We start from the raw sequence: 18,314 nt of genomic DNA, 5'->3' as shown, positions 1-18,314 counted from the left end.
AGACGTCAGATTGGGCGTATAGCAATGGGGCTTCACTCTTATTTACCTCGTAGGGTAACGGGTTTTACTATTTTAAGAATCAACTACAGGGTGGATATCAAATGTTCATATTTAACCAATTTAGAGTGAAAGCGCTTAGTGAAGCTTCACGTCTTCAATATAAAAGACATGCCATGATTATGGCGGTGCTTCTCTATCTATGCGGTGCTTGCTGTCTTATTTTCCCTTTTATGGCTGGGATGTACCTCTGCTATATTATTGGCATGCTGTTTATGGTCTGCGGTTTTTATACTCTTTATAGCCTGGTGGTTTTTCGTTCCCAGCACTGGCGATCTAAATTTGTCAGCGCGGTGTTTGCCATAGCCTGGTTATTGTTGGGCTACAGCTTCGTCTCTCATCCGCTGGTTGGAATGAATTCGTTATCGATAGTATTTTGCTGCTTGTTCATTGTCGGTGGGGTTTCACGCATCGTGTCAGGGTTCACTATGCGAGGCCACGTAGGCGCTATCCCGAACGTTTTTATCGGTATTTTTGATCTGCTGATTGCGATTATCTGGCTAGGGATGACGCCTGAACAATCGTATCTCTTTACGACCGCATTTATTGGCATTGAGATGATTTTCAGCGCAGTGAGTTTTCTCATTTTGCGCAAGAAACTGACGACTGCTCCGCAGATTAAACAAGCTTTTTCAAATTCACAATAAACACTGGATTAACTTATGAAGAATAAAGTATTTATTTCGTTAATTGTTTCTGCTGCCGCTTTATCTGGCTCAATGAATAGCGCTTTCGCTGCTCAGGAAACGACGCCGCAGAATATGACCTGTCAGGAGTTTATCAACATGAACCCAAAATATATGACGCCAGTCGCCTTTTGGGTGGTGAATAAAGATACCGACTTTAAAGGTGGCGATTATGTCCACTGGCAGGAAGTTGAAACCGTATCAGTACCCAGAATTTATAAACAGTGTCAAAAAACGCCTAAAGCAAAATTGGGTGAGCTGACTCATAGCGTTAAGTAAATCTGCACTCACGATTAATTGAACTGTTAAATGAAATGAGACCAATAGAGGATTTATTATGATCATATCAACTCAGTCTGTCGAAGATGAAAATGACGATATTTATGCATCCGTAGAGTTATTGGCGCCGCTACCTAAAACCGCATTTCCGGTAAAAGAAAGTAATCCACGTAATGTTTTTCATGCCATTCATGATGAACTAATGCTTGACGGTAACTCCCGCCAAAATCTGGCGACCTTTTGCCAGACCTGGGTTGATGATGAGATCCGCCAGTTAATGGATCTCTCCATCGACAAAAACATGATTGATAAAGATGAGTATCCGCAAACCGCTGAAATTGAGCAGCGTTGCGTGAATATGCTCGCCGACCTTTGGCATTCCCCGTCAGCAACCGACACGATGGGTTGTTCAACGATAGGTTCTTCAGAAGCCGCAATGCTTGGCGGCCTGGCGATGAAATGGCGTTGGCGTAAACGCCGTGAACTTGCGGGGAAATCTACGGATAAACCGAATTTGATTTGCGGCCCGGTACAGATTTGTTGGCACAAATTCGCCCGCTACTTTGACGTTGAGTTACGTGAAATTCCACTGGAAGGCGATCGCCTGATGATGACCGCCGAAGAAGTGCTTAAATATGCGGATGAAAACACTATCGGCGTCGTGCCAACGTTGGGCATTACCTTTACCTGCCAGTACGAGCCGGTAAAAGAAATTAATGATGCGCTGGATGATTTGTCCGCGAAGACCGGGATTGATATTCCCATTCACGTCGATGGTGCCAGTGGGGGTTTCCTTGCTCCGTTCTGCGCACCGGAAATCGAATGGGACTTTCGTCTGCCACGTGTGAAATCCATTAATGCTTCCGGCCACAAATTCGGCCTTGCACCACTGGGTGCCGGTTGGGTGGTATGGCGTGAAAAACTGGATCTGCCAGAGGATTTGGTCTTCAACGTTAATTACCTCGGCGGCAATATGCCGACCTTTGCGCTGAACTTCTCGCGTCCTGGTGGGCAAATTGTCGCTCAGTATTACAACTTCCTGCGTCTGGGCTGTGAAGGCTACCGTAAAATTCATATGGCTTGTTACCACACTGCGCAGTATCTGGCGCGTGAGATTGCCGCAATTGGCCCGTTCGAGGTTATTTATGACGGCAACCAACAACATGGTATCCCTGGGCTGACATGGACGTTAAAAGCGGACCACCAGAATTGTGGCTACACGCTTTACGACCTTGCCGACCGCCTGCGTAGCCGCGGCTGGCAGGTGCCAGCTTATTCCATGCCAACTCACCGTGAAGACTTAGTGGTGCAGCGAATTCTGGTTCGCCATGGTATGAGCACCGATTTGGCCGAATTGCTGATTGCTGATCTGAAACGCACTCTTGCAACGCTTGAGCAAAATCCTGTCACACGTCCGCTGACCATCGAGGAAGCGGGTGGCTTCAACCACGCATAAAACCCTTTCTTATCAGTATCAATCATTCAGAGAGCCTGTCGATTTCGGCTCTCTTCCATAATTTTGTATGAGCATCAACAGGTTATTCATGCCTGAAGATGTGGAGAGGCTTATGTCCAGTACAATGACGAGCGGCCCTACAAGATCGCTCACTTTGCTCGGCTTTTTCGCCATTACCGCCTCTATGGTGATGGCAGTTTATGAATATCCAACGTTTGCTACCTCAGGCTTTAGCCTTATTTTCTTTCTCCTGATGGGCGGTATTTTCTGGTTTATCCCCGTGGGCCTGTGTGCCGCAGAAATGGCGACCGTCGAAGGTTGGCAAGAAGGCGGCCTGTACGCCTGGGTTTCTAATACGCTCGGGGAGCGTTGGGGATTTGCGGCGATCTCCTTTAGCTATTTGCAAATCGCCATCGGTTTTATCCCGATGCTTTACTTTGTGCTTGGTGCACTCTCTTACATTCTCAGTTGGCCTGCGTTAAACACCGATCCGCTGGTGAGAACGGTGGCTTCTGTCGTTATTTTGTGGGGGCTGGCGCTGACTCAATTCAAAGGGACGCGCTATACCGCGATCATTGCCAAACTCGGCTTCTTCTTTGGGATTTTATTCCCGGCAATTGTGTTGGTGGGGTTGGCGGTAGCCTGGCTTTATCACGGGCAGCCGCTAGCCATTGAGATGTCAGCGAAAACCTTCTTCCCTGATTTTTCCCAGATTGGCACATTAGTGGTGTTTGTGGCGTTTGTACTCAGTTACATGGGCGTTGAAGCCTCGGCAACCCACGTTAATGAAATGACAAACCCGGCCCGCGATTATCCTCTGGCGATGTTCCTGCTGGTGATTGCCGCCATTGTGTTGAGCTCCATTGGTGGCCTGTCCGTCGCAGCGGTGATCCCGCACAATGAAATCAACCTTTCTGCGGGTGTTATGCAGGCATTCAGCACCTTGATAAATTATTACGGACCTGAATATGAGTGGGCGGTTCGCGTGATAGCTGCATTGTTAATGCTGGGGGTATTGGCAGAAATCGCGTCGTGGATTGTTGGCCCTTCCCGCGGCATGTTAGTGACGGCGCAAGACGGTTTATTGCCCTCGCGTTTCGCCAAAGTGAACAAAAATGGTGTCCCAGTAGCACTGGTGATTTCCCAATTAACCATCACAACCCTCGCATTGATTGTTCTCACCAATACCGGTGGCGGTAGCAATATGTCATTCCTGATTGCGCTGTCACTCACCGTGGTTGTTTATCTGTGCAGCTACCTGATGCTGTTTCTGGGATATATCCAGTTGGTTCGACATCAGCGCGATAGAACGCGTGCCTTCCAGATCCCCGGAGGAAAATCGGTGAAGCTGGCTATCGCCTGTTCTGGTCTGCTGGTTTCAGTATTGGCGTTTGTTGTTTCGTTTATTCCACCGAGTTCTCTGCCTGGCACCCATGCCCATGATCTCTATGCCGGCTTGCTGGTAATCTGCTTCGGTCTGGTATTTATTCTGCCGTTTATCGTTTATATGTTCCGCGACCATTCACGAATAAGGCACGCGCCGCATATCGTCCCTGTGACCGTTGATAACGCGCCGACTGGCCATTTTGCAATACACCCGAAAGCCCGTCCGTCACATTATCCAAAACAATAAATTGAATGTTGTGCCATCTGCTCAACCGCAAAGTGTGGATGGCACTCTCGCTATTTTATTTTTGGGTAAGGGGAGGGACGTCCATCACATCACTACATTTTTCAAATAAGACATCGAACGAGCGGGATAGTATTGGCACAACTGCTGTGCAAAATATTAATCGAGCCTCTGTATCACCCCTTATTCTCTGCCACTGCTTCTTTATATAGTGAAATCATTTATTTCCTCATGATGACGGCGGTAATCCTAAATCCGGGTCGCAGCGCATTTTGTCCCAACCGGTGTAGTTTTTAACTTCGGGGATTTTGTTGGGGATGTTCTGGAAATTCTTTCGATTAGCATCAATAGTCCAGGATTCAGGGCCGGCAAAAGAATTCCAGGATGCATACTCTTTACCCCATTTCCCCCCTTGTCCTGATTCAGGATCTACAGCATCAAACGGTTTTGAACTCATGTAGATATCACCGGTTTTTGTCAGCATAAAGCCCTGGTCGTTGACTACGGTGAAAGACTCGATTTCATCGCGATGAGGTTGATCATCTGCATATCTAACGGCACCGCCACCAGGGGAGAAACTTGCTCCATCCCAGGTGCGTCCATAATCTTTTGAAATAGAAAAACCATCACCCTCAAATGAGGTTATGGCGATATAGCGCTCCGAGGGGTGGATAAATTTTTTAGTGAATATCCTGTAGCCATCAGATACATCGTAAATCTGATACCGGATTTTTAATTTTGTATCGATGTAACGTAGCCCTCCCTGGCAGTTAAATCCTGTCAGCTCCAGGTAACGATGGTCATAAAAGCGGTAAACCACCTGCGTTGGCGGTGTTTTCGGTGCTGAATGACAACCGCTAATCAGACTAATGCCAAGTACAATTAACACTTTTTTAAATGGTTTCATTAACGTTTCCTTGTCAGACCTGTGGTTTTGGCATATCCCACTGAAGAAGACCCGCTGTCCGGTTTCCGTATCACGCTTGTTTCCTGGTATCACTTTCTGGTGTAGGTCGTAAACATTACCGAGAGTGAAAAAGTCATTTATTCCCTCGTTATGATGGCGGTAATCCTAAATCCGGGTCGCAGCGCATTTTGTCCCAGCCGGTGTAGTTTTTAACTTCGGGGACTTTGTTGGGGATGTTCTGGAAATTGGTTTGGTACGCGAATGTTTGCCAGGGGGTTGGCATTTGTATTGAGTTCCATGAAACGTAATTTTTACCCCAACGACTACCCACCGAGGCATCCATAGGGATTAAGTGATGTGACGATGTTCTTGAGTTGAATGTATATACATAATCAATGCCACTGCCGCCTGGCTCGAGGCGCGGATCATCAAACGGCTTGGAACTCATGTAGATATCACCGGATTTTGTCAGCATAAAGCCCTGGTCGTTGACTACGGTGAAAGACTCGATTTCATCGCGATGAGGTTGATCATCTGCATATCTAACGGCACCGCCACCAGGGGAGAAACTTGCTCCATCCCAGGTGCGTCCATAATCTTTTGAAATAGAAAAACCATCACCCTCAAATGAGGTTATGGCGATATAGCGCTCCGAGGGGTGGATAAATTTTTTAGTGAATATCCTGTATCCATCAGATACATCGTAAATCTGATATCGGATGTTTAATGTTGTATCGATGTAACGTAGCCCTCCCTGGCAGTTAAATCCTGTCAGCTCCAGGTAACGATGGTCATCAAAGCGGTAAACCACCTGCGTTGGCGGTGTTTTCGGTGCTGAATGACAACCGCTAATCAGACTAATGCCAAATACAGTTAACACTTTTTTAAATGGTTTCATAAACGTTTCCTTGTCAGACCTGTGGTTTTGGTATATCCCACTGAAGAAGACCCGCCGTCTGGTTTTCCGTATCTCGCTTGTTTCCTGGTATTACTTTCTGGCGTAGGTCGTAATCATTCCCTACAGTGATTTTCTCATGATGAAGGCGGTAATCCTAAATCCGGGTCGCAGCGCATTTTGTCCCAGCCGGTGTAGTTTTTAACTTCGGGGACTTTGTTGGGGATGTTCTGGAAATTGGTTTGGTACGCGAATGTTTGCCAGGGGGTTGGCATTTGTATTGAGTTCCATGAAACGTAATTTTTTCCCCAACGACTACCCACCGAGGCATCCATAGGGTTTAAGTGATGTGACGATGTTCTTGAGTTGAATGTATATACATAATCAATACCACTGCCGCCTGGTTCGAGGCGCGGATCATCAAACGGCTTGGAACTCATGTAGATATCACCGGCTTTTGTCAGCATAAAACCCTGGTCGTTGACTACGGTGAAAGACTCGATTTCATCGCGGTGAGGTTTGTCATCTTTATATCTGATGGCACCGCCTCCGGGAGAATAACTTGCCATATCCCAGGTTCGTCCATAATCTTTTGAAATATAGAACCCAGCGCCTTCAAACATGGTTATCGCAATGTACCGTTCCGATGGATGAATATATTTCTTTGTAAAGATGCGATAAAATTGTTCTTCCACTTGGGTATGAATTTCTAACCGAGTATCGGTATACCAAAGTGCTCCTTCACAATATAAACCAACCAGTTCCAGATACCGATGGTCATCAAAACGATAAACCACCTGGGTTGGTGGTGTTTTAGGCGCTGAATGACAACCATTAATCAGACTGATGCCAAGTACAATTAAGAGCTTTTTAAATTGTTTCATTAACGCTTCCCTGTCAGACCTGTGGTTTTGGCATATCCCATTGAAGAATACCCGCTGTCTGGTTTTCCGTATCACGCTTGTTTCCTGGTATCACTTTCTGGCGTGAACCGTAATCATTGACTACCCCGAAGTGACCTAATGGCATGCCATTAGGTCGCTCTGGCTTATTCATAAATTGTTTGATACGCCCAAAAGGTAAAATACCTTCCTGGTAGTACGTTTTTACACCTTCAATCGGATTGTCAGGCCTGCGCCAGTCTGCCTGCAATAACAATCGATTCCAGAAATCCTTATTCTCAAAAGATTTATTCTGCCCGATAGCCATGTCATAAACTGTTGCCTTTGTCGAAACCTCTTTATTGGTCACGATGGAAGAGTGCTGGCTATACTCAGAGGGATTATCCGTTATCACTTTATTCAACTCTGCCTCCGTCATTCGCCGCCAGACAATCAGCAACTGAAAAGAGTCCCGGTTGCCGGATACGTTCCCTTTTACGATTTCCCATGGTGAATACTGGATATTTAACTCGTTCAACTGAGCCTGGTCCAGCGCAGAGCCATCGGCCAGAAGATAAAACCGCGGGCTGTCGGGGACATGAATAGTTTCAGAGATAAACCGTTCTGCTTTCATGGCGGCTTTGGCAATTTTGGGGTCATTGCCGCTTAATTCAGCTTTATAACCTGTTCCCTGGCCCATCAGTTTAAATGTAAAAGGGGCCGGGAGAAGCGGGGCGTTGATGGTGACGTCGGTAAAGTCGTAACCCGTATTTTTAGAGTCGTCCGGTTTGTGTGCAGGCATTACATAATGAAAACCTGTTCTATCGCCAATCCGTATGTCTTTGCAGAAAGCGCGTTGGTAAAGGTTATTGCCCAGTTGTGCTTTGATTTCGTCCGGAATACCTCTCCAGCCAAATCCCTGAATGGGTGACATGGACACCACTTGGTCGTTAGGGCAGAAATAATTGTAAACCCGGCCAAAATTGTTGCGGTTATAAAGTGGGTTTTTCCAGAGGGTTAGCTGTGCTTGCTGAGGCAGACAGCCGGTATCCGTTATATTCTGAATATAGGCCGTATCATGAGAAAGCGAGCCCTGCGGCGCGAGTGGATTTTTTGCCATCAGCTGACAAAAATGGGCAAAGGTCTTTTTTCGGGCTTCGCTGGTTTGTTGGTTGCCGGGCATGGCGTTTTCCAGCCAGCGGTTTTCCAGCGCATAAGGCGAATGGTTCAGGATGGCGCAGTCTGCCGGAGGTACGCCTTCAGCCTCAACCCACATATTCGCCAGCATGGTGATAATCGTGCCCTGGCTGTGGGCGACAATATTGATCGTATCTTTTTCTGTATCAGGATTTCGGCGGATATCCAGGATCAAATCCGCCAGCCTTCGCGCGGCATAAGCCTGGTAAATGCGATGCGGGTTCTGGTAAATCGGGTGGCTCCAGTCGTGGCTGTTGAATACTTCAGTACGTGACATCAGCTTGGCAATCATGGCCAGTATCACCCCTGCGGCTCCCGGCCCGAACATATCGGGAATATTGGTGGTCGCATTGGCGAATGTTCCTCCGCCTTTGGAGGATACAGAGTCTAACCAGTTATACAGGTTGTCGATATTTTCATTGTTGTGTACAGCAATATTGTCGGTGTCATCTTCGCGGTAGGTATCGTAGGCCAGGTCAGCTTCATTGCCTTTTTTCTCTGGTTTGAGTTCGTCTTTGTAGCGTAGCTGGTCTTGTTTAAACACCTCGTGATCGACCGGTTTATACCCCCAGTAAAAAGGGATCACCGGTGAAAGGGCAACGTTACCGCCTACATCTGTAATCATGAATTTGTCAGCGTCCCAGCGGTGATGCTGTATATCTTTGCGCCCCAGCCGTTCATTTAGCCCGGCACAAATGCCTTCATCCTGGGTCTGATAGGCCTCACCCACATCGTTCACACCATGCACCAGAATCACGATACAGGGCATGGCCTGTGGTGGGTCATCATCTGTTGGAGGGGGAGTTGAGTCATTCTTATCGGACGATGGGGGCGTTGGCGCATTTTCATCAGACTGCGGGGCTGGTGGTGGTGCGGACTGTTTCCCGTCTTCTGACCCGGAACTGGCGGATGAATTATCTGGCAGTTCTGGCACTGGTGGTAGTGGGGCCTGCATAAGACCTGCCATATTCACCGTGTTCCCATGATTCATAAGTAGTTTGTCAGTCAAACGACACGCTGGTTTCTTCTCAAAAAAGACATCGAACGAGTGGGATATCCATTCTGTTTCAGCCCTGTTGGTTCCCGAAATGACCCCGCCCATACTTCCCGGCTCATCAAAAACGCTACGGGCAAACTGTGAGCCCATATTGGCAATCATGTTGCCGCCATCCGCAGACACACTGACCGTCCCTTTGACCAGGTCTGCCGAATAGGCTTCATTCTCATAGGGGATGGGGATGGCGAAAGGTGGCGTTTTACAGACATCGGGCAATGTGTTGTGGCTGACGCCCTCACTACCTTTATGGCAAAGCGTAATTCCATTGATATTAATTGTCAGCATGCTGGCTTCCTTGCGTTTTTGACATGACTACCGCGCCACGCCGCCCGTCATCCGACGTGGAAAGTAGTAGCGTATTGCTGGGTTGTTCTGATGAGCGCATTCGCCATGCAGCCAGCGCCATGTGTGCCACCAGACTGGCGCATCCCAGATCGCCTGATGCCAGTACGGGCGTTTCTCGTATGAGCCCTTCACCGTTATAACGATGCATTGCGAACAGGGTAAAACCCAGTTCGTCTGCGCGGTAAGGCTCACCGTTAATATCGCTCACGAGATGGTGTAATTCGGTTATGTTTGCCGCCTCAAGCGCCAGTGATGCGGCCTGACGCAACCCTTTCCCGTGACAGACTCCTTTGTCTGAATACAACACATCTTCAATAGCTTGCCCGCTGCCCCGGATGTGGCACCATGGCTTGCATCCTGTGCCATGAGATGCCAGCACCAGTGCAGCCGCGCCCTCGGAGGGTACCCGTCCATAAGGATTGACTATCTTGTTTTCCTGAAATGTTCGGTGAGCATTGTGGAGTAAGTTTTCACCGTCCAGCCACTGCAGAGAGGGCGCTAACAGCCATGATTCGACGGCGAGCAGCACGAAGGACGCTGCTTCCGTTGCCAAATCCATCATGCCGACAGCCTCGGCACTTCCACCGTGCAGAACATGAACCGGGGTGTCGTACCAGCCGGTAATTTCCTTCACTGCTTCTTTTACCGCTGCAGTCAGCTCAGGGGTGATGCCTGGTCTGTCCAGAGGTGGAAGCAAAATAGCTACCTGACCAGGCGGAGGGTGCTTCAGTGCTGGTTGGTTATTTATTAGTTCCGTCAACACTTGCCAGAGTAGCTGCCGAAAACGTTCAACCAGGGAGGCCGAAACTATTTCCGGGAAATAGCAGGCTCTTATCGGTGAGCCACGCTGATCCACATAAATCGGGTGCTTTCTTATCAGAGAAAACTGAAGGCGGTGAGCAACGGCGGCCAACGGGAGTGTTGGCCCGGAAGGGAAGATACAGGCGGCTGCGACAATAACTTTCACAGTAATGCCTCCCATTCAGGAAATTGCACAGGAAGCGCTTTCGTTTTGACAGACAGAAGAGGCTTTTCCGACACGGTGGTGGACTCAAGCTGATTAACCAGATGATGGCAAGGAAGTGCGCTATGCCAGACCATACTAACGCGAGGAAAATCAGGTTCGATAATGACCGTGTGGAGCGTAGCCTGGTGGAGGCGAATACTTCCATCATAAAACTGGGTGCTGAAGGCGGGGACAAGACGCGGGAGGGCAAAGATAAGCAGCCCATTGTGGCCATAGTCGGATGGTGTGAGATTTCCCAGACTGACGACCTCACCGCCTTTCAGTCGCCCACCTGCATACATTGGCGGCGGTGTACATTGCCAGTAACGTTCATCCAGGTCGTCCGGTAGCAATGGCGCACGGTGGCGTTGCCAGTTTTCGTCATATGTCCCGGCAAACTGAGAGCGGCCCGGCCATTGCCGCGGCACAGCACCAAACCCTGGCATAGTCGCGTCGCCATAAAATTCAATATTAGGCAGGGCTGAGAGCCCCTTTTCAGGAGTCGCAGTGACAGAAATTCCCACTGGATTAACATCACTCATGCAAGTCGGGATATAGCTTCCCCGACTCATGTTGCTATAACTGAGAGGTATTTTGTTAAAGGGAACTGGATGACTGTACTGCTTGCCGTCCCAAATCCGTTCGCCATAAGCACGGGCAAGCCGGGTAACATTTCCGACTTTGAGCCCTATGGGCAGAGCGCGGAACACTTTTCCATTTGGAGAATGAACGTGCCCGTTGAGTACGACATCGGTGGCTGTCTTGGTTGGGCCAAAGTCCGTGTCATAAAGTAATGTCTTGCCATCATCCTGAAATACCGGCCCGGTATTGGGTTGTAGCTGAATGGCAGACAGTACAGTTGCACCACCAGGCAATATATCCCAGGTGGCTTTTAGCGCAATGGTCCAGATTTCTTCTCCCTGCCTGCTTCTTATCCAGCTTCCCTTTACAGCATAGGGCGTCTGATTTTTTACTTGCCACATATCACTGCTCCGGTTGGTTAATTCGTCCTGTTTTCTCATTCATGCGTTATGGCTGTCTTTAAGGCTGTTTTGTTTCAGGGTGATGATTTAGTTCACTTCGATACGACCACCAGAAAGACGGTTTACCCCTTCTGCGTCGCTGAGAATGTAATCACCCTTAATCACTACCTTGCCGTTTGGATGAAGCGTGATAGATGATTTTCCACACCTGAGTGTGATTTTCTGTTGCGCCGTGAAAATCAGTTCTTCCGGTATGTTCGAAACAGGAATGGCTTCTTCTCTTTTTTCATCATGTGCTGCCGTCTTTATTAATATCTGTTGCATTGTTGTTCCTTTATTAATTTTCAGTGGGTTGGCTGAGATTAACGACAGGCAGGGCTGCTAGCTCTGGAAGCATACCCATCCTCATCAACGCCAGCTGGCGCAAATTCAGATAGCCTTGTTCAAGCACCGTGTTCAGCCCTTTCTGTGTATCAGGTTGCCCACACAGATAATGTGCATCCGGCGAAAAACGGTTTTGATTAGCCTGCCACCAGCCAGCAAAAGCCTTTCTGTCAGGCCAACACACGTCTTGTTCGGGATCACGCACCGGAAAATCAGCTGACTCAGGTGTTAAGTCGGGGGGTATTTCTCCATCTTTTTTACGCTGCCAGCCATCATGTTCGGGTAACGAACCCGTGATGGTAATGACGGACAGTGCACTCAATCGGGCGTATTCAGGCGTGTCAAAATAAGCCATCAGCGAAGGAATATACTCAGCCTTGCCTGACCAACCCATTGCCTGTATGACCAGGCGGGTATCATTTCCTTCTTCGAGCAGGTCACTCACCAGGGAATGAGAAACCCCCCGTGTGTGAGTTAACAGATATTTGACGGCAAAGGTCCGAATGTTGGTTTTTTTACTGCGGGTGAGCAGATGAAGATTCCTGGTCGCTGCAATGGTGTATTCATTCGGCAGTGAGTCAGAACATAAAACAGCCTGGCATCCCTGTAATATGAGTTCCTCCTGACCTGAGGAAAATAGGGTTTCCAGAGCAGGAATAAATAGCGGCGACGCACTTCGGCAAAGAGTCTGAAGCAGATAATCGACACACTTATCTTGCTCAATCAACATCTGGACTTCTTGCTGGCTGAACATTACAGATGCGGGCTGATCGTTTCGGATTGCCGCCGTGTAAGCACGGCAAGCCGGTAGTGACAGTATCTGCGGCCATACATTCGATCGGCCTGGCATCCAGTTAATCGCAGAGCAGAGGGGAGAGAATAAATGCGGCAACGCCTGTGCCATTCCCAGACAACCAGACAATAGAAACTCATCGTTCGCATTGGCTGCGAATAGCGCCACGGAAAACAGTTCTCCCGCAGACAGCGGTTCACGAATCTGGCGGCTGAGGTAATCGGAAGTCTGTTCCTTCAACAAAATCATCCCTTCCTGGTAGGTTTGCATACGCAAGTCAAACCAGGTCAGGTCACTGAGGGTATGGCAATGTGACGATAACAGTACACTGCGCAGTCGGAAATCCTGCGCCAGCATATCGGTATATTGCTCTGCAAGTAGATGGCGAAGCCTAAGGGCTAACATGACGCGTTCTCAGCGGTATCAGTTGAAATGAATATCACTGGCGACACCTTTAATACTGTCTTGCGCTTTGAACTGAATCTTCACACCGTTCAGCATGATGGTGCCGTCCTTGTTCATTTTCAGTAGGCATTCCCCCACTTTAATCGTCAGACTGTCTGTTACCGTTAGGGTGTAATCTTTTCCAATGGTGATCTTCTGGGATTTATCAACATTCTCCGTATCATCTCCTGCCACTTTACTGTTTTGATCCTCCCCCACACTTTTACTGCGATTTTTCGTGACCTCTACTTTCTGATCATTTCCAATACTCATGCTCTGATCATGGGCCACCGTGATGGTCTGGTCATGGCCGCCCGCATTTTCTTTACCGACAGTCACCGTCTGCCCCAGACCCACAGTGATCTTCTGGTTGTTGCCGATGGTTTCGGTGTGATCGACTTTCACATCGGTAGTGCGATTGTTCAGTACTTCGGTATCCATGTTTTTCTGCGCATGGATATAGACCTGCTCTTTGCCGGTCGCGTCATCGAATTTCAGTTCGTTAAACCCGCTACCTTTGTAGGTTTTAGAACGGATGGTCATCTGGGTTTTGGTACCCGGTAGATCGCCTGGTGAACGGTTGTCTTCGTGATAGGCCCGTCCCATCACGATTGGCTGGTCGGGGTCGCCATGTAGAAAATCAACAATCACTTCCTGGCCGACGCGTGGGATGGCGAGGTTGCCGAATCCTGCACCCGCCCATGCCTGCGAGACACGTATCCAGCAGGAGCTGTCTTCGGTGGTCCCGTGATAACGATCCCAGATGAATTTGGCGCGGATCCTCCCATACTCATCGCAAAAGATTTCTTCTCCTGGTGGGCCGGTGACGACGGCGCTCTGCGGGCCATCCACTTTCGGCTTCGGCAGGGGTGCTGAGCGCCATGTTCTGTCTGCCGGTATCACTTCAAATTCATTGCTGAGTGTGGTGCCTCTGCCTTGGCTGCCGTGCAGCGCCTGTGGCTGATGGCCAAGCAGCGTGCTGCTGACCACCTGCCAGTCGCGATTGAGGTTGTCCAGCGGATGTCTGGTCAGCGTAAAGCGTACGCCGGGCCACAATTTTGGCGTATTAGCCGAGCCGCTGGCTTTTTCTGCGTCATTGCGCAGGCCGTCCATGCGGTAGCGGGTAAAATCTTTTCCGTGCTGCTCGTCTTTATAGCGCCCCGGGTAATCAAAGATTTTATATTGCGAGAACTGGCCGTTCAGGTTTTGGCCATCGTGGCTATAGAGACCCGGCCAGTCCGGTATTTTAAAGGTGTAGTCCCGGCTTATTACGGATGAGGGGCTGACGCAGGCTTCATAGCGAAACACGCTGATACACTCATCGGTGACTTCGCGGGTGTTCGGGTTAAACGGGAAGGAAGATTCAGCCCGGGCCAGGCCCGCCTTATCATCACACAACGTTAATGTCTGGCTCGCACCGTCCGGGGAATATTTATCGAAGAAGAAAATGCCTTCCTCCGCCCACAGGCGTGACAAAAACGCCAGGTCGCTTTCGCCGTACTGGACGCAGAACTCCCGGGCCGGATGGTCTTCATAAAACCAGGGCTGCCAGTCATTGATGCCATTTTCCTGCAGCAGGAGAGCTGAAATAGTCTGAATATCCTGTTGCTGGAAAATGCGAAAGTTCTGACGCAGGCCAGCGCGCCACAAAGGAGGGTGGATGGTAAAGCGGTACAGCATCTGCCAGCCGGTATTTTCCTGCATTCCGAAGGTCGTCACCACACCCGTGACATAACGCTGTACCGTGGTGCCCTGCCAGATAGTCAGCGTGGCGTTCTTTTCCAGCAATTCTTCTGCTGTCAGCCGGAAAGTGTCGCTGGCAACGTCCACGACGAGAACAAACGGAAAGGAGTGATGCTGAGCCAGGCTAAAGTTCACGACCGCAAAGGTATCGGACTCCTGGCCGTCGACCTCGAGGGTAAAGCGTAATCCTTTTAATGACATAAAACCTCCATGGCACTAATCCACGATTGTAACAGTACGGTGTTACGCCTGTGCTCAGGCCCGCTACCCGGACATTCCCGGTGCCGCCATCTTTCGCGAAAACGTAATCCCTTACTGATAGCCCTTGAGTGCATGATACAAAACAGCCCCCAGTCCGCAGGGACTAAGGGCTGTAAACTGATGCTTATGCTTCCAGCGGTGCACGCCAGTCATCGGCACCGGAAGTACCAGACTTGACGTGTTCCCACTCGATTTTACGGTAAGCCAGTTTCACGGCGAGAAGCTGTGTAAATTCACGCTGTGAAGGATCCTGGCAGTGCGGCATATGAAGGTTGATATCGACAATAGTCGAGTCAGTCAGGCGGGTGGTGAAATAGTGCTCTTGCTTACCTTCGATCGAGGTACGCCACCATTTAAGTTCAGTGGTTGGCAGCATTTCACCTGAAGCTAAGGCGTTGTATAGCAGCGGAACTGCTTTATTCAGCGCAACAGTAAAGATAAACGGCTTATGCGCGCGCTGGCCTGAAGGCTGACCGGATTGCGGATCGGTCGGCACGGTAACATTGTGCAGGAATTCCTGCACCAGCATTTCATCTTCATGGCCCTGTACATAAATGTTACCGACAGAATCAGCGGTGAATGCACCTGCAGTGATGTTTCCCTGGGTTTGTCCTGTCATCGAGATATAACATGGTGTTGGCATAATCATTAACTCCTTGTGGATGGTCTTAGTTGCTCTTATGGCTGCCTGCCGTTAATCCTCTGCAGGCGAAAGCGGTACGGCTAGACATCGAGAACCGCTTTGTTCCTGTATCCGGTTTACGAATAAATTTCGCCAGACCAGATAACTGTATAAATACTTACCAATGCTATTTAAATATGTTCCCATAAATATTTTAGTATTGTTGGTGCTATTTTAAATATATCCGACTTAGGACAATATTGAATCATATATAACATTGCATTTTATGATTTAAATCTCAATATCGATGGTTTTTTAAGTTTTTATCAATGTCACTCGCGTTAATAATAATTAATGTAAATGAATTCGCTATTTGCCTGAGCTATGAATGGTTGCTTTGATATTTAAAATTAAAATAAATGAAGCAAGTAAATATTTTAAAATGTTGTTTTTGTTGGTTATTTCTATAATATTATTAATTATCTATATGTTTTTTTAATTTGTATTTGTATTTTATATATTTATATAAAACTCTTTTAAAATTATTTTTAGTGAGTAATATGCGACACGATTAAGTAGTTGTTTAATTATTTACTGCCACCGAGTAGGCGTTCCCGGTATTTAATTTCTGTCCGGGTTATGTTGTATTCATGGCCTGAACGATAACCTGATGGACTTTTTTATGAGCAGCAATAAAAACGATGGCAGTATCGCGCCTAAAGAGCGCATCAATATACGTTACACCCCAAAAACTGATGGGCAAATGACAGAGGTTGAGCTGCCGCTTAACCTTCTGGTTACTGGGGATCTGAAAGGTGGCACAGATGACACGCCGCTGGATGAGCGCCACCCAGTTGCTATTAACCGAAACAATTTTAACTCGGTGCTGGAGCGTGCAGGGATCGAACGGGAGTTCGCTGTTTCGTCAGCACTTAGTGAAGATCCTAATGCCCTGATGAATATCAGCCTGAAAGTGAAGTCGATGGCGGATCTTACGCCGGACAATATTGCAGCCCAGGTTCCAGAAATAAAAAAAATGCTGGAATTGCGTGAAGCACTGGTGGCTCTACGCGGCCCTATGGGCAACGTGCCAGCGTTTCGCGCCCGGCTTCAGGCGTTGCTGAATAACGAAGAAACCCGCGAACAGTTAATTGCGGAGTTAGGCCTTGCTGGCCAGAAATAACTTTGTACAAGGATTTCAGTATGTCAGACATCTTATTACAGGAAGACTCCGTTACCACTAATCCAGCCGCTGCATCATCTTTGCTGGACGAAATTATGGCGCAGACTCGCTTCCAACCTGAGTCAGAAAGCTACGATGTTGCCCGCCAGGGTGTGACGGCATTTATTACCGCCCTGTTGCAGAGTGACGATAGCGCAGAATCCATTGATATCCTGGCTGTCAACGCCATGATCGCCGACATTGATGAGCGTACTGGCCGTCAGATGGATCTCATTCTTCATGAGCCGAAGTTTCAGGAGCTGGAATCTTTCCTGCGTTCACTGAAGTTACTGGTTGACCATGCCGATCCACGCGAAAACATCAAAATTCATGTGATGCATGCCACTAAAGAAGAATTACTGGATGATTTCGAATTTGCCCCTGAAATCACTCAATCTGGCTTCTATAAGCATGTTTACTCCAGCGGTTTCGGTCAGTTTGGCGGCGAGCCTATTGCAGCGATTATTGGCAACTATGCCTTTGAAAACACCTCTGCTGATATGAAGCTGTTGAAATATATCAGTGCGGTCAGTTCGATGGCACACGCGCCGTTCCTTTCTTCAGTTTCTCCTGAATTTTTCGGATTGAACTCCTTCACCGAACTGCCGGCGATTAGGGATGTAGCGGCTATTTTTGAAGGCCCGTCTTACACCAAATGGCGCAACCTGCGCGATTCAGATGATGCTCGTAATCTTGGCCTGACGGCGCCACGTTTTCTGCTGCGCCATCCGTACGCGGCGTATGAAAATCCAGTAAAAAGTTTTAACTACCAAGAGAATGTCAGCCGTAGTCATGAAGATTACCTATGGGGTAACACCGCGTTCCTGCTGGCAGCAAATATGGCAGAAAGTTTTGCTTCCACTCGTTGGTGTCCAAATATCATTGGCCCGCAAAGCGGCGGGGCAGTAAAAGATTTGCCAGTCCATATGTACGAAGCGATGGGACAGATTCAGGCAAAAATCCCGACAGAAGTACTCATCACCGATCGTCGCGAATATGAGTTGGCAGAGGAAGGGTTTATTACCCTGACTATGCGCAAAGGTAGCGACAATGCCGCTTTCTTCTCTGCAAATTCTGTGCAGAGGCCAAAAACATTCAGTAAAACCCCAGAAGGAAAGGCTGCAGAAACCAATTACAAACTGGGTACTCAGCTTCCTTACTTATTTGTTATCAATCGATTAGCTCATTACATCAAAGTGTTGCAACGTGAGCAATTGGGTTCATGGAAAGTGCGTGGCGATCTGGAACGCGAGCTGAATACGTGGATCCGCCAGTATGTTGCCGACCAGGATAATCCACCTTCTGAGGTGCGTAGCCGTAAACCGTTACGCCAGGCGAAAGTGGAAGTGATGGACGTGGAAGGGGAGCCGGGCTGGTACCAAGTCGCGCTCAGCGTTCGCCCTCACTTCAAGTTTATGGGTGCAAGTTTCGAACTGTCACTGGTAGGGCGTCTGGATAGGGAATAA

General features: G+C 48.5%; 16 protein-coding genes. 6 read left to right on the top strand and 10 right to left on the bottom strand.

The genetic code is table 11. The features are described from left to right. Window positions 1-101: 101 nt before the first annotated feature. The 4 genes from RHD99_RS21925 (at window position 102) to gadC (ending at window position 4,111) form a co-directional block, all read left to right on the top strand. The gene (locus tag RHD99_RS21925) at window positions 102-704 is read left to right on the top strand and encodes an HdeD family acid-resistance protein (protein ID WP_309876595.1); all 603 of its coding nucleotides are present in this window, start codon (window positions 102-104) and stop codon (window positions 702-704) included. A gap of 15 nt (window positions 705-719) precedes the next feature. Beyond that, window positions 720-1,022 (top strand): acid-activated periplasmic chaperone HdeB, encoded by a 303-nt coding sequence (gene hdeB / locus RHD99_RS21920; protein WP_183272463.1) that lies wholly within the window; start codon window positions 720-722, stop codon window positions 1,020-1,022. Between the two features lie 58 nt (window positions 1,023-1,080). Then, a complete protein-coding gene (gad, locus tag RHD99_RS21915; RefSeq protein ID WP_309876593.1) occupies window positions 1,081-2,478 on the top strand; it encodes a glutamate decarboxylase in 1,398 nt (465 codons plus the stop codon). Window positions 2,479-2,590: 112 nt separating this feature from the next. Further along, the gene (gene gadC, locus RHD99_RS21910; RefSeq protein ID WP_309876592.1) at window positions 2,591-4,111 is read left to right on the top strand and encodes a glutamate/gamma-aminobutyrate antiporter; all 1,521 of its coding nucleotides are present in this window, start codon (window positions 2,591-2,593) and stop codon (window positions 4,109-4,111) included. Window positions 4,112-4,337: 226 nt separating this feature from the next. On the opposite strand, the gene RHD99_RS21905 is transcribed toward gadC, so the two are convergent. From RHD99_RS21905 to RHD99_RS21860, 10 genes are all read right to left on the bottom strand, one after another. Continuing rightward, a complete protein-coding gene (locus RHD99_RS21905) occupies window positions 4,338-5,015 on the bottom strand; it encodes a T6SS immunity protein Tli3 family protein (protein ID WP_309876591.1) in 678 nt (225 codons plus the stop codon). A 148-nt stretch (window positions 5,016-5,163) separates the two neighbouring features. Beyond that, window positions 5,164-5,913, bottom strand: coding sequence for a T6SS immunity protein Tli3 family protein (locus tag RHD99_RS21900; protein WP_309876589.1), 750 nt, complete (start codon window positions 5,911-5,913; stop codon window positions 5,164-5,166). Between the two features lie 134 nt (window positions 5,914-6,047). Further along, a complete protein-coding gene (locus RHD99_RS21895; RefSeq protein ID WP_309876587.1) occupies window positions 6,048-6,794 on the bottom strand; it encodes a T6SS immunity protein Tli3 family protein in 747 nt (248 codons plus the stop codon). Between the two features lie 13 nt (window positions 6,795-6,807). Beyond that, window positions 6,808-9,330 (bottom strand): Tle3 family T6SS lipase effector, encoded by a 2,523-nt coding sequence (locus RHD99_RS21890; protein ID WP_309876585.1) that lies wholly within the window; start codon window positions 9,328-9,330, stop codon window positions 6,808-6,810. Then, window positions 9,317-10,357: a hypothetical protein gene (locus RHD99_RS21885; protein WP_309876583.1), complete on the bottom strand. Its 1,041-nt coding sequence runs from the start codon at window positions 10,355-10,357 to the stop codon at window positions 9,317-9,319. Before RHD99_RS21885 ends, RHD99_RS21890 begins: the two co-directional genes overlap by 14 nt. Then, window positions 10,354-11,379 (bottom strand): DUF2169 family type VI secretion system accessory protein, encoded by a 1,026-nt coding sequence (locus RHD99_RS21880; RefSeq protein WP_309876581.1) that lies wholly within the window; start codon window positions 11,377-11,379, stop codon window positions 10,354-10,356. The genes RHD99_RS21885 and RHD99_RS21880 overlap by 4 nt, the downstream gene beginning before the upstream one ends. An 87-nt stretch (window positions 11,380-11,466) precedes the next feature. After that, window positions 11,467-11,703, bottom strand: coding sequence for a hypothetical protein (locus RHD99_RS21875; RefSeq protein WP_309876579.1), 237 nt, complete (start codon window positions 11,701-11,703; stop codon window positions 11,467-11,469). A 13-nt stretch (window positions 11,704-11,716) separates the two neighbouring features. Beyond that, on the bottom strand, window positions 11,717-12,961 hold the full coding sequence (locus RHD99_RS21870) for a hypothetical protein (RefSeq protein ID WP_309876578.1): 1,245 nt from the start codon (window positions 12,959-12,961) through the stop codon (window positions 11,717-11,719). A gap of 18 nt (window positions 12,962-12,979) precedes the next feature. Then, entirely contained in the window at window positions 12,980-14,944 is a 1,965-nt protein-coding gene (locus RHD99_RS21865; protein ID WP_309876577.1) for a type VI secretion system Vgr family protein, read from the bottom strand. A 184-nt stretch (window positions 14,945-15,128) separates the two neighbouring features. Beyond that, on the bottom strand, window positions 15,129-15,647 hold the full coding sequence (locus tag RHD99_RS21860; protein WP_270141178.1) for an Hcp family type VI secretion system effector: 519 nt from the start codon (window positions 15,645-15,647) through the stop codon (window positions 15,129-15,131). A 661-nt stretch (window positions 15,648-16,308) separates the two neighbouring features. On the opposite strand from RHD99_RS21860, the gene tssB reads away from it, so the two are divergent. Together tssB and tssC are read left to right on the top strand one after the other, a co-directional pair. Continuing rightward, window positions 16,309-16,809, top strand: a complete 501-nt coding sequence (gene tssB / locus RHD99_RS21855) for a type VI secretion system contractile sheath small subunit (RefSeq protein ID WP_183272474.1) — start codon at window positions 16,309-16,311, stop codon at window positions 16,807-16,809. 29 nt (window positions 16,810-16,838) lie between these two features. Continuing rightward, a complete protein-coding gene (gene tssC / locus RHD99_RS21850; RefSeq protein ID WP_309879236.1) occupies window positions 16,839-18,314 on the top strand; it encodes a type VI secretion system contractile sheath large subunit in 1,476 nt (491 codons plus the stop codon).

The organism is Buttiauxella selenatireducens (assembly GCF_031432975.1).
Taxonomy (GTDB): domain Bacteria; phylum Pseudomonadota; class Gammaproteobacteria; order Enterobacterales; family Enterobacteriaceae; genus Buttiauxella; species Buttiauxella selenatireducens.
The sequence above is the reverse complement of the archived record's forward strand: the minus strand, read 5'-3'. Positions and strand labels throughout refer to the sequence as shown.